Genomic DNA, 12501 nt, shown 5'->3' with positions numbered 1-12501 from the left:
GAGTTTCACTCCCCAATATTATATTTTATAAGGATCTTTTGGCTCTCTGCTCGGCGATAGCGTGGCTCGGCTTGCTGCGGTCAATGTCTCGATTGCATCGGCGAGATGCAACTCGGCGATATTGTAGTCGCCGCGCGCGACGCGGATCTTGTGCGCCTCCATGAGCACATCGGCGTGGGTGTAGCCCTGCGGCGGCTCGAAGCGGTAAGAGGCAAGCTCGACCAGCAGGCCAAGCGGATCCTCGAAATAGATGGAATCCATGAAGCCGCGGTCCTTGACGCCGCTGTGCCTGATCTTGCGCTCATCAAGACGGCTGACGGCCTGCAGGAAGGTAACGCGGGAAACGGCAAAGGCGATGTGGTGAACGCAGCCGATATCCGTCGGCGTTCGCTGCGGTTCGGGCTTGCGCGTCTCGTCGGTGAAGATGGTGATGAGACGCCCGTCGCCGGGGTCGAAATAGAGATGGCTTTCGGTCGCCCGATCGAGGTTCGGCTGCTCGAAGATAAAGGGCATTCCAAGGACGCCCTCCCAGAAATCGATGGACGTCTGGCGGTCCGCGCCGACCAGGGTGATGTGGTGGACGCCTTGCGATTGAAGCTTGCGCATCGTCTCCTCCCGACGCACGAACCGGACCCGTACCTTCGAGGTTAAGCCCGTGCGCGTATTCCTCTGTTGTTCCGGCTTTAATGCTGCACATAGGCACGGTCGCAATCCGGGTCGATACGACGAGGACGTCGCGGATACGCGCTCGAATTCTCTTGGCCGCTGGATCCGATGCTAGTCCAAATCGGCCCCGCACACCAGTTGCGTGGAGATGTGCGGCGGCGGTCTCATACTGTGATTAGGCTATTGCCGTTAGGTCAATTTGACTATTCCGGCGGAGACCGGAAGCCGTAGATTCCAGCTTGTGCGACCGGGAGTTAACTGGCGTCGAGCCGGTGAGGGCGACGCCGAGGACGGAGGCATCGGGCGATGAATACCAACTCTCTCCAAATGCGTTGTGGTTGCTGCTTTATCATCCCGCTTGCGGTGCTGAGGGAGCTTAGTCAGGGCAAACTCCTGAAGGCTGCTTCTCGCACTGTTTTCCAGGACAGCTTTCTGGAGACGCAGCGGTTGCGCAGCATCCGCGAAGGCTTCCGCCTCGCGATGGTGACGACGAGACGCAGCTTCATTGCCGAAGCCGTCACCCATGCGCCTGTCGAGCGCCTCTTCGACTGCAAGCATCGCGAATCCCTTCCGGGTGCACTGGTAAAGAGCACCGAGAAGGATCCGTTCAAGACCGTGGAGGCCACGACTGCGAAGGTCGGCGAGTTCTACAAGACCGTATTCGGACGTAACTCCATCGACAATCGCGGCATGGACCTGATTTCCAGCCTGAACTATGGCGTCGACTACCAGAACGCCTTCTGGAACGGTCAGCAGATGGTTTACGGCAACGGCGACCAGCAGATATTCGTCGACTTCTGGCGGTCCGCGGACGTAATTGGCCATGAGCTCACGCACGGCGTCACGCAGCACGAGAGCGGTCTACGCTACGAGGGCGAGTCCGGCGCGCTCAACGAAAGCATCAGCGACTGCTTTGGCGCGGTGTTCAATCAATGGCTCAACAAGCTGCCGGCGAGCAACGAGGACGGCTGGCTGGTCGGAGCAGGCATCATGGGGCCGGCGGCGAAGGCCAAGGGATATACCTGCCTGCGCGATATGGTCGATCCAACCAGCAAGCATTGCCTGAGCCCCCAGCCTGACAGCTACGACGATTTCGACCCGACGGGTGATGTGCACGAAAACAGCGGCATACCGAACAAGGCGTTCGCGCTATTCGCCAGGACCCTTGGCGGCAACGCCTGGGACGCGCCCATCAAAGTCTGGTACGATGCCTGCACTGGACGGCATCTCTCGTCCTCGGCGGCCATCAGCGACTTTGCCAACGCAACGCTTGCCGCCGCCGGACGGTGGCAGGGCGCCGATAAGGCCAAGGTCAAGGATGCCCTGGCAAAAGCATGGGCGGATGTGAAGGTTCCAATTGCTGTATCTTGAGCGCCATGCATCTGATCATTGAGCGGCGAGGCGGGTTTGCAGGCCGACCGGCGCGCGGCGAGAAAGCCGACAGCGATCTGACGCCGGCTGAGCGCCGGGCGGTCGAGACCCTTTTGGCATCGCCTCCCTCCACCGCGCCGGCCCCCGGCGCGGACCGGTTCACTTACCGCCTGACGGTGGAGAAGGACGGCGTGACACGGCAACTCGTCGTGCCCGAGCACGAAATGCCCGAAGCGCTGAAGGCGATCCCGAAATTGCAGATTTAGAGCAGTACCGGGAAAGTGTGAAACGCTTTTCCGTCCGGAATTGCGTGAAACAAAAGCAGATTCGCTCTAATAGAAATCGCCGGCCAACTGCAGTTGGCCGGCGATGGATACTGGCTGCGGGCGTCGCCTCAGTGGTTGTCGCGCGGGATGCCCTTGGTCTGCGCGATGCGCTGGTACTTCACCGCCGATTCCAGCACGGCGCCGGTTTCCATTTGGCCGACGAGATTGCGCTGGATTTCCTGCCAGGGCGTCTGACTTTCAGGATAGACAAAGCCGCCGGCGGCTTCGAGCGCGGCGCGGCGCGATGCCAGTTCCGCATCGTCGATCAGGATGTCGGCTGTGCCTTTCTTCAGGTCGATGCGCACCTCGTCGCCGGTCCTCAGGATCGCCAGACCGCCGCCTGCGGCTGCCTCGGGCGAGGCGTTGAGGATCGAGGGCGAGCCGGAGGTGCCCGACTGACGGCCGTCGCCGATGCACGGCAGCGACGTGATGCCTTGCTTCAACAGGTAGTCAGGCGCGCGCATGTTGACGACTTCCGCCGCGCCCGGATAGCCGATCGGGCCGGCACCGCGCATGAAAAGGACGCTCGAAGCATTGATGCCAAGCGATGGGTCGTCGATGCGGGCATGGTAGTCTTCCGGTCCGTCGAAGACCACGGCGCGGCCGTTGAAAGCCTCGGGATCGTCGGGGTTGGACAGGTAGCGGTCACGGAACTCCTTGGAGATCACGCTCGTCTTCATGATGGCGGAGGAGAACAGGTTACCCCTGAGCACGCGGAAGCCGGCGCGCTCCTTCAGCGGACGCTCGAAGGGGCGAATGACCTTGTCGTCCTCGATCGTGGCGGAGGTGTAGTTTTCGCCGATGGTCTTGCCGTTGGCGGTGATCGCGCTGGTGTTGATCAGATCATGCTTGATCAGCTCGCCCATCACAGCCGGAACGCCGCCGGCATGATAATAGTCTTCGCCGAGATATTCACCCGCCGGCTGGAGATTGACGAGCAGCGGGATTTCCTCGCCGTAGGTCTGCCAGTCGTCCACCGTCAGCTCCACGCCGACGTGGCGCGCGAGCGCGTTCAAGTGGATCGGCGCATTTGTCGAACCGCCGATCGCGGAATTGACGCGGATGGCGTTGATGAAGGCCTCTTTGGTCAGGATGTCGGAGGGCTTGAGGTCCTCGCGCACCATTTCCACGATCCTGAGGCCCGTCTCGTAGGAGATTTCCTGACGGTCACGGTAAGGAGCCGGGATGGCGGCAGCACCGGGCAGCTGCATGCCGAGCGCTTCGGCAAGCGAATTCATCGTCGTTGCCGTGCCCATCGTGTTGCAGTAGCCGGTCGAGGGAGCGGACGAGGCAACGAGCTTCACGAAACCCTGATAGTCGATCTCGCCACGCGCCATCATTTCGCGGGCCTTCCAGACGATGGTGCCCGAGCCGGTGCGTTCGCCGCGGAACCAGCCGTTCAACATCGGACCGACGGAGAGCGCGATCGCTGGAATGTTGACGGTTGCCGCGGCCATCAGACAGGCCGGCGTGGTCTTGTCGCAGCCGATGGTCAGCACCACGCCGTCGAGCGGATAGCCGTAAAGCACCTCGACGAGGCCGAGATAGGAGAGGTTGCGGTCAAGGCCGGCTGTCGGGCGCTTGCCGGTTTCCTGGATGGGGTGAACCGGGAACTCGATCGCGATACCGCCGGCGTCGCGAATGCCTTCGCGCACGCGCTTTGCAAGCTCGAGGTGATGGCGGTTGCAGGGCGACAGATCGGATCCGGTCTGGGCAATGCCGATGATCGGGCGGCCGGACTGCAATTCTTCCTGGCTCAGCCCGAAGTTCATGTAGCGCTCGAGATAGAGCGCCGTCATGTCGGGATTGTGCAGATTGTCGAACCAGGCTTTCGAGCGCAACGGGCGTTCAGGTACGTCTGCCGTGGCTTGCGGGTTGGCGGGAGCAGGGGGTTTGCGATCCATGGCTTCGAGTCCACACGTTGAGGGAACAGTCTGAACGGTCTAGCTGATCCCCCACCGAATGTATAATCAGTGTTTTGCATCTAGATATATCAAAATTGTATATTTGAGGCGGATACACATACCAGAGAGCGGCAGTGAACGCCGCGCCGGTTGCGCTCCATCTCGCTGCTTGGGTGCTGGTTCAACGCCGGCTGTCGTACGCTTTCCTTGTCCACGCGCTATATCGTTGGTGCGGGCTCAAGCGTCGGGCGGCTAATTTCGCCTGTAGTATTCGGCTAGTACCCGCCCGTTGCAGGCCTTTGCTAGTGTTTTTCAGTTGGTTCACGGGAGGAAATCATGCCAGCACCGAAGATTTTGATGATCACCGGCGACTTCACCGAAGACTATGAAACCATGGTGCCGTTCCAGACGCTGCTTGCCTGCGGCTATACGGTTCATGCGGTCTGCCCCGGCAAGACCGCCGGCCAAACGGTCGCCACCGCTATCCACGATTTCGAAGGCGATCAGACCTACTCGGAAAAACGCGGCCATAACTTCGCGCTCAACGCCACCTTCGAGAGCGTCCGCGCGGAAGACTATGATGCCCTTGTCATACCGGGCGGGCGGGCGCCCGAATATCTCCGTCTCAACCCTGACGTCATCAAGGCCGTGCGCCATTTCTTCGACGCCGGGAAACCCGTTGCCTCGATCTGCCACGGCGCGCAGCTCCTGGCGGCGGCGGGCGTGTTGAAGGGGCGCACCTGCTCGGCCTATCCGGCTTGCCGGCCCGAGGTCGAGCTTGCCGGCGGCACCTACGCCGATATCGCCATCAGCGACGCCGTTTCGGATGGCAATCTCGTGACCGCGCCGGCATGGCCCGCACACCCGGCGTGGCTCAGTCAGTTCATGGCTGTGGTCAACGCAGCCGCTGTGCTACAAACCGACGCGGCCTGAGCGTCGGGAGGATCGGATGTGCGAGCTGTTCATCAAGGCGGATACGAAACTTTGGGAGAGTACGACGCGATCGTTGCGCATCGACGGGATGGTGACGAGCGTCCGGCTGGAGAACTTCTTCTGGTCGAAGCTTGAGGAAATCGCCCGCCGCGACGGGATGAACGTCGTCCAGCTGATCACCCGGCTGCATCATGAATCGATCGATGCGGGCCACGACCTCGGAAACTTCACGTCGTTTCTGAGGGTATGTTGTTCCCGCTATCTCGACCTGCAGCTCACCGGCGACATTCCCGCCGATGTCACGCAGCCGATCGCCGGGCTCAACGCACCGGCGATCCTCATCCGCGAGCGCCAGAAATATCACTGAGCCTCGGTTCGGTAGCTCGCGGCGGCAAAGATTGCCGCCACGCTTTCGATGCCGGCCTGATCGTGGGCATCGAAGCGGGCGGGGATGGGGCTATCGAGATCGATGACCCCGAGAACGCGGCCATCGTGCTTCAGCGGCACGACGAGCTCCGAGCGCGAGGCGGCATCGCAGGCGATGTGCCCCGGAAAAGCATGCACGTCTTCGACAGTGATCGAGCGCGCCTCGGCAACGGCGGTCCCGCAGACCCCGCGGCCGACGGCGATGCGTACGCAGGCGGGCTTGCCCTGAAACGGTCCGAGAACGAGTTCGTCGTCGCTCTTCAAAAAATAGAAGCCGGCCCAGTTCAGGTCCGGCATCTGATCGAAAAGCAGCGCGGAGGTGTTCGCGGCGTTGGCGATAAGGTCGGTCTCGCCCTCCAGCAGGCCTTTCAGTTGCCCGCAAAGCGCGTCGTAAAAGGCCGGTTTGTTGTTATGGTCGTCGATCGCTGTTGTCTGAAACATCGGGAAAGCTCACGCCTGTTGTGTGGTCGTAGCCCCAGATAGTGTCTCGACCGTCCGGCGCGCAAGTGTTTGCTCGGCATATTGCCGGAAAAGGCGACAGCACGTAGCTTGAGACGATGGCGACGTCGAAACTGCGCGACTATCGCGCGAAGCGGGATTTTTCGAAGACTGAAGAGCCGCTCGGCAGCGTTGCCGAGGAGGGCGGCAATCGCTTCGTCGTCCACAAGCATCACGCCACCGCCGATCACTACGACCTCAGGCTCCAGGTGGGCGGCGTGCTGAAAAGCTGGGCCGTGCCGAAAGGCCCCTCGCTCAATCCGGCCGACAAGCGCCTTGCGGTCGAGACCGAGGACCATCCGTTGGAATATATCGATTTCGAGGGCGTGATCCCGGAGGGCGAATACGGCGGCGGGCCGATGATCGTCTGGGATACTGGCGTCTGGGCGCCGATGGACGACGTCGAGAAAAGTTTGAAGTCCGGCGCCTTCAAATTCCGCCTCGCTGGCGAAAAGCTTGGCGGCGGCTGGATGCTGACGCGGCTGAAGCCGAAGCCGGGCGAGGGGGAGCGCCGCAACTGGCTGCTCTTCAAGGAGCACGATCCGGCCGCGGCGCCTGGCGTCGACATACTTGCCGCTCGTCCGGAGAGCGTGAAGTCCGGCAGGCGCATCGAGGAATTGACGGAGGCGCCGAAGCTGGCGGCCAAGCCGCGCAAGCTCAACCCCGGAACGCTCTCCGGCGCGGTCAAGGGGCCGCCGCCACGACTGCTGGCGCCTCAGCTTGCAACCGCGGTCGCCGTTCCGCCGGGCGGAGAGGGACGCGAGGACTGGCTGCATGAGATCAAGTTCGACGGTTACCGGACGATGGCACATGTTTCGGATAATACGGTCCGTTTGATCACGCGCGCCGGGCTCGACTGGACCAAGCGCTACGGCGATTTGCCGGAGGCGTTTCGGCAACTGCCGAGCCGTGATTTTATCATGGATGGCGAAATCGTCGTTCTCGACGACAAGGGCATCAGCCGCTTTACGCTGCTGCAGCAGGCGCTGAGCGAGGGCGCCGGCAACAAGCTTCTGTTCTACGCCTTCGATCTCCTGCGCCTCAACGGCTGGAACCTGACGGATGTGGCGCTCGTCGAGCGCAAGGCCTTGCTCGAACAACTGTTTGCCGGCCATCTGTCTCCGCGCTCGGCCATCCAGTACAGCGACCACGTCACACGCGATGGGAAGGCGCTTTACGATCGGGTCTCTGAAATGGGGCTGGAGGGGATCGTGTCGAAGCGTGCTTCGGCGCCCTACCAAAGCGGCCGATCGAAGACATGGATGAAAACCAAGGCACTGATATCGGAAGACTTCGTGATCGTCGGCTATACGATGTCGGAGGCAGCCGAAGGCCTTGCAGCGCTTGCGCTAGGCGAATGGGTCGATGGCGAGCTCGAGTACCGCGGTAAGGTCGGGACCGGCTTTGACGCGAAGACGTTGCGCGAGCTGCTGTCGCGCCTGGAGCCGATGCGCGGCGATGCGGTGAAGCTCGAAGGGGCGCCGAAGGACATCATCTGGGTTCGCCCGTTGCTTTCCGCGCGCATCCACTACTCCAACCGCACCGCTGACAACGCGCTGCGCCACGCCGTCTTCAAGGGGCTGCGTGAGGTGGAGCTTTCCACCCCCGTTTCGCCTGGGAGAAAGCGCCTGATCTCGGACACCGATCTCGCCGGGGTCTGGGTGACGAACCCGACACGGCGGATGTTCGGCAAATCCGGGCCGACCAAGCTCGATGTTGCGGTCTACTATGCGCTCGTCGGGGATTTCATGCTGCCGCATATCCTGGACCGGCCGGTTTCGCTGGTGCGCTGTCCGACGATGAAGCCTGAGGATTGCTTCTTTCAGCGCCACGCCTTTACAGGCATGCCGCCTGACGTCGTGACCTTTGAAACCACGAATTCCGAAGGCGAAACGAAATCCTACCTGACGGTCGAAGGCGTGAAAGGCTATCTGAAGCTTGCGCAATTCGGGGTGGTCGAGTTTCACACCTGGGGAACGGTCGCAAAGCGGCTGGAGAAGCCGGATCGCATCATGTTCGATCTCGATCCCGGCGAGGGCATCGGTTGGCGGGAAGTGGTGGAGGCGGCCGTGCACATCCGCGGTGAACTGACGGCGCTCGGCCTCGTTCCATTCGTCAAGACTTCCGGCGGCAAAGGCGTGCACGTCGTGGTGCCGGTGAAGCCGAAGCTCAATTGGAAGGCCATGCATCGCGCCGCAAGCGACATTGCCTCGCATCTCACCGCCACTGCGCCCGAGACCTTCACCACGACCATGGGCAAGGACAACCGCGTGCGGCGGATCTTCATCGATTTCCACCGCAACGCTCGAGGGCACACCGCCGCGGCACCCTATTCGCTACGCGCACGCACCAATCTGCCTGCTTCGACCCCGGTCAGCTGGGCCGATCTTGAGGCTATCGACGCTCCGCAGGATTTGAACTATTCTTCCCTTCCGGGCCTTTTGGCGACATCCGGCGATCCCTGGGCTGATATGGACAGCTTTGCCAGGGAGCTGCCGCCGTTGCCGGGAGGTAACAAGTAGTCGTTTCGCCGCGTAGGAGAACATCTATGGCGCCCAGGGCAAGTTGGAAAGGCTATCTGAAGCTAAGTCTCGTCAGCTGCCCCGTGCGGCTTTATCCGGCCACCAGTTCAAGCGACCGCATCACCTTCAATCAACTTCATAAGGACACGCACAACCGGATCAACATGAAGCCGGTCGATCCCGAACTCGGGCTCGTCGAGCGCGCCGATCTGGTCAAGGGCTACGAATACGAAGACAAGAAATACATCATCATCGATGAGCAGGATCTCGATAGCGTGCGGATCGAATCCAACCACACCATGAACATCGAAGCCTTCGTCGATGAGGGGTCGGTGGACCTCATATACCAGGATGCGCCCTACTATCTGGCGCCCGACGGAGCCATGGCGGAAGAGACCTTCGTCGTGCTGAGGGAAGCCTTGCGGAAATCCGGCAAGCTGGCGATCGCGCGCCTCGTGCTTTCAAGCCGCGAAAGGGTGATCACCATCAGCGCCCGCGACACGGGAATGTTCGTGTGCACGCTGAGAAATCCAGCAGAAGTACGTGGAACTGCTGAGTATTTCGGAACAATACCGATCGGCGAACCCGACCAGGAAATGCTTGAGCTCGCCGAGGCGCTCATCAAGCAGAAGACCACCACATTCGATCCGAAGAACTACGAGGATCGCTATGAGGCGGCGCTGATGAAGATGATCCGCGAGAAGCTCAAAGGTCACAAGCCGATCATTGCCGCAGCACCCGAGCGCGGCAACGTCATCAACCTGATGGATGCTCTGAAGGCGAGCCTTTCGCAATCGAAACCGCCGGCCAAGAGCAAGACCAAGGCCGAGGAGCCGGCGGCGAAACCGGTTGCCAAGACCCGCGCTGCCGCGGGCGCAAAGCCGGCCGCCAAGAAGAAGGTCTGATGGGAATTTCCGGCGAGACATTCGGTATCGTCGGCGCGCTCTCGGCCTTGCCGCGACGTATGGTGGCGCGCGAGGTCGAGCGCCAGAACGGGCATTTGAGGCGCGGCGTGACGCGCCGCACGTCTCATCTGGTCTTCGGCCGCAGCTTGCTCGTCAGAGCGAACGAAGCGGAACTCGAAGCGAGGTTTGAGACGGAGATCGGCGCGGGGCGGTTGCCGCTCAGCGAGAATGGCTTTTTCCGCAGGCTCGGCCTTGCAACTGCCGCCGAGGCCTCGGCGCTAAGCCGTCAGGCGCTCATCGACCAGTCCAGACTTCCAGCAAGAGTATTCGATCTCCTTTGCCTTTTCGATGCCTTCGAGCATGACAGCGAGCCCTTTTCCTTCCGGGATCTCATTCTTTCGCGTAAATATGCCGGCCTCATGGAGAGCGGCGCGAGCTGGAGTGCGATCGCCCGCTCCGTCCATCGCTTCGGCTCGGTCGCAGCACTCACGTCGCTGTCGCTACAGCATGGCTCCGATACGATCTATGCGCGTCGCGCCGAGGGGCTGAGCGAGCTGGATGGGCAGTTGCTCCTCGATCTCGGCGCGCCGGAGGATGCAGCGCTGGAAGAGCTTTTTGAGCTTGCGCAGTCCGCCGAGGAGGAGGGGCTTTACGAAGAGGCTGCCGCCTTCTATCAGCGCTACCTTGCGATGGATCCGGCTGATGCCGTCGCCGCCTTCAACCGGGCCAATTGTCTGAGGGCCGCGGGCCGGCAGCTCGACGCCGCCCATGACTACGCGCGCGCCATCAAGCACGATCCGAGCTTCGTGGAGGCCTGGTTCAACCTTGCCGGATTGATGGGCGAGCGCGGACGGATCGATGCCGCGCGCCGCCATCTTCTGAAAGCGATCGAGCTCGATCGCGACTACGGCGATGCAGTCTTCAACCTTGCAAAACTCGAATTCGATGCTGGCAGCTTTGCCGAGGCGCGGCGCTGGTGGACACGCTATCTCGAGATCGACAGCGAAACCGAATGGGCGCGCACGGCGGCGCGCGGTGTCCAGTTCGTGGATCTTCAACTCGCGCAACGGTCGGCAGGCTGAGATGGGGCCGGATTTCCTGTTCGACGGCCCGGAGGATGCGACCGTCACCATTCTGCTTGCGCACGGCGCCGGCGCGCCGATGGATTCGGCCTCGATGACAGCTGCGGCGCGGGCGTTGGCCGCGGCCGGCTCTCGCGTCGCGCGCTTCGAATTTGGTTATATGGCGGCGCGGCGCACGAGCGAAGGCAAGAAGCCGCCGCCGCGCGCGGAAACGCTCAATCCGGAATATAAGGCAGCGGTCGAAGCGCTCGGCGCCAAGGGTCCGCTTGTCATCGGCGGCAAGTCCATGGGCGGCCGCGTCGCCAGCATGGTCGCCGACGATCTCTTCTCCAAGGGCAGCATCGCAGGCCTCCTTTGCCTCGGCTACCCCTTTCATCCGCCCGCCAAGCCGGATCAGCTTCGCACAAAACATCTAGCCGGGCTAAAGACACCGATGATGATCTGCCAGGGCACGCGTGACGAGTTCGGCACGCGCGAGGAAGTGCCGAACTATGGGCTTTCCTCGGGGATCGAGATCGTTTGGCTCGAGGACGGCGATCACGACCTCAAACCGCGCAAAAGCATGTCAGGCTATTCCACCGCCGACCACCTCAAGACCATGGCCGAGGCCGTCCGGGCCTGGACGGCGAGGCTCTAGACGGCGATGAAAATCGCCACCTTCAACATCAACGGCATCAATCGGCGGCTCGACAATCTGCTTTCGTGGCTCGCAACGGCTGAACCCGACGTCGTCTGTCTGCAGGAATTGAAGGCGGCGGATACGCAATTTCCGAAAGCTGCGATCGAAGCGGCTGGCTATGGCTCGGTCTCGCGCGGGCAGGCGGCCTGGAACGGCGTCGCCATCCTGGCAAGGGACAGCGAACCGGTGCTAACTCGCGATGAATTGCCGGGCGATCCGTCCGATACCCAGCCCCGCTATATCGAAGCGGCGGTGAACGGGATCCTCTTCGCATCGCTCTATGCGCCGAACGGCAACCCTCGGCCGGGACCGAAGTTCGACTACAAGCTTGCCTGGCACGAGCGCATGCGGCTGCATGCCGCCGAACTCTTCGGAACCGGCCTGCCGGTCGTGCTTGCCGGCGACTACAACATCGTTCCCGAGCCCCGCGACATCTATCCGACGCGCTCCTACGACGACAACGCGCTGGTGCAGCCAGAAAGCCGCGCCGCGTTCCAACGGCTTCTCGACCAAGGCTGGCTCGACGCGCTTCGCAAGGCGCACCCGAACGAGACCATCTATACCTTCTGGGACTACCGGCGAAATCGCTGGCCGCGCGACGCCGGCCTGCGCCTCGACCATATCCTCCTCAGCAAAAATATCGCCCCCCGCCTCGACAAGGCGGGCATCGACCGGGACGTGCGGGGCGAGCCGGACGCCAGCGACCATGCGCCGGTGTGGGCGATATTGCGGAACGAGTGATGCCGGGAGAGATCACCTTGCGATACGCCACCGCAGCTGAAGCGACGAGCACATACATATATTGAGATTGAAGGTGAAGCTCGCCTCCATGGCCTGCCCAACGGCAGAAAGGACCTCTCCGACAGCTCTTCCGCGTGAATTTGCGCCAGCCTTCAATGCGTCGCCTACAAGTTGTAGATTGTGGCCTACCGGTTTGCCGGCCCGGACGACATCTTTGAGTGATGATGTGATGCTTTCTGCAACCCCTTGAAGCAGCTTATCGATTTGAGAATGAGTAATGAGTTCATTGTACGCCACGCTGCTTCTCCTCAAGCCTGTTTTTCAATTCCGCGAGCCGGCCTCGAACTCTAAAAAAATAGTACGCAGCTACGAGTATAGGGAACGCCAAAATCCCGATTTGTCCAATAATTTTCATCGTGCATGATGCTATAAAGAGGGTAATCCCAAG

At 61.7% G+C, this 12501-nt stretch carries 13 protein-coding genes; 9 read left to right on the top strand and 4 right to left on the bottom strand.

Annotated features, from left to right (window positions below):
- Positions 1-18: 18 nt before the first annotated feature.
- Complete coding sequence (locus AB4048_RS22350; RefSeq protein WP_442204183.1) at positions 19-606, bottom strand: VOC family protein; 588 nt, start codon at positions 604-606, stop codon at positions 19-21.
- A 366-nt stretch (positions 607-972) separates the two neighbouring features.
- On the opposite strand from AB4048_RS22350, the gene AB4048_RS22345 reads away from it, so the two are divergent.
- Both AB4048_RS22345 and AB4048_RS22340 read left to right on the top strand, forming a co-directional pair.
- Complete coding sequence (locus AB4048_RS22345; protein WP_442204182.1) at positions 973-2037, top strand: M4 family metallopeptidase; 1065 nt, start codon at positions 973-975, stop codon at positions 2035-2037.
- A 5-nt stretch (positions 2038-2042) separates the two neighbouring features.
- Complete coding sequence (locus AB4048_RS22340; protein ID WP_442204181.1) at positions 2043-2303, top strand: protealysin inhibitor emfourin; 261 nt, start codon at positions 2043-2045, stop codon at positions 2301-2303.
- Positions 2304-2431: 128 nt separating this feature from the next.
- On the opposite strand, the gene AB4048_RS22335 is transcribed toward AB4048_RS22340, so the two are convergent.
- Entirely contained in the window at positions 2432-4267 is a 1836-nt protein-coding gene (locus tag AB4048_RS22335; protein ID WP_442204180.1) for an IlvD/Edd family dehydratase, read from the bottom strand.
- A 336-nt stretch (positions 4268-4603) separates the two neighbouring features.
- Here AB4048_RS22335 and AB4048_RS22330 point away from each other — a divergent pair, with 336 nt between their 5' ends.
- Positions 4604-5200, top strand: a complete 597-nt coding sequence (locus tag AB4048_RS22330) for a DJ-1/PfpI family protein (protein ID WP_442204179.1) — start codon at positions 4604-4606, stop codon at positions 5198-5200.
- A gap of 16 nt (positions 5201-5216) precedes the next feature.
- Complete coding sequence (locus AB4048_RS22325; protein ID WP_442204178.1) at positions 5217-5567, top strand: ribbon-helix-helix domain-containing protein; 351 nt, start codon at positions 5217-5219, stop codon at positions 5565-5567.
- On the opposite strand, the gene AB4048_RS22320 is transcribed toward AB4048_RS22325, so the two are convergent.
- Entirely contained in the window at positions 5561-6067 is a 507-nt protein-coding gene (locus AB4048_RS22320; protein WP_442204177.1) for a GAF domain-containing protein, read from the bottom strand. The genes AB4048_RS22325 and AB4048_RS22320 overlap by 7 nt on opposite strands.
- A 116-nt stretch (positions 6068-6183) precedes the next feature.
- On the opposite strand from AB4048_RS22320, the gene ligD reads away from it, so the two are divergent.
- The 5 genes from ligD to AB4048_RS22295 are packed head-to-tail and all read left to right on the top strand — an operon-like array spanning position 6184 to position 12053.
- Complete coding sequence (gene ligD, locus AB4048_RS22315) at positions 6184-8646, top strand: DNA ligase D (RefSeq protein WP_442204176.1); 2463 nt, start codon at positions 6184-6186, stop codon at positions 8644-8646.
- A gap of 26 nt (positions 8647-8672) precedes the next feature.
- Complete coding sequence (gene ku, locus AB4048_RS22310) at positions 8673-9551, top strand: non-homologous end joining protein Ku (RefSeq protein ID WP_442204175.1); 879 nt, start codon at positions 8673-8675, stop codon at positions 9549-9551.
- Positions 9551-10633, top strand: a complete 1083-nt coding sequence (locus AB4048_RS22305; RefSeq protein WP_442204174.1) for a tetratricopeptide repeat protein — start codon at positions 9551-9553, stop codon at positions 10631-10633. Before ku ends, AB4048_RS22305 begins: the two co-directional genes overlap by 1 nt.
- 1 nt (position 10634) lies before the next feature.
- Positions 10635-11270 (top strand): alpha/beta hydrolase family protein, encoded by a 636-nt coding sequence (locus AB4048_RS22300; protein WP_442204210.1) that lies wholly within the window; start codon positions 10635-10637, stop codon positions 11268-11270.
- Between the two features lie 6 nt (positions 11271-11276).
- Entirely contained in the window at positions 11277-12053 is a 777-nt protein-coding gene (locus tag AB4048_RS22295; RefSeq protein WP_442204173.1) for an exodeoxyribonuclease III, read from the top strand.
- A 12-nt stretch (positions 12054-12065) separates the two neighbouring features.
- Here AB4048_RS22295 and AB4048_RS22290 read toward each other — a convergent pair whose 3' ends face one another.
- Entirely contained in the window at positions 12066-12350 is a 285-nt protein-coding gene (locus AB4048_RS22290) for a hypothetical protein (protein WP_442204172.1), read from the bottom strand.
- Positions 12351-12501: the final 151 nt, after the last annotated feature.

Origin of the sequence: Rhizobium sp. RAF56 (assembly GCF_052113965.1) — a bacterium.
Taxonomy (GTDB): Bacteria; Pseudomonadota; Alphaproteobacteria; order Rhizobiales; family Rhizobiaceae; genus Rhizobium.
Note: the sequence above shows the minus strand (reverse complement) of the source record. Positions and strands in the feature narration are given on the sequence as shown.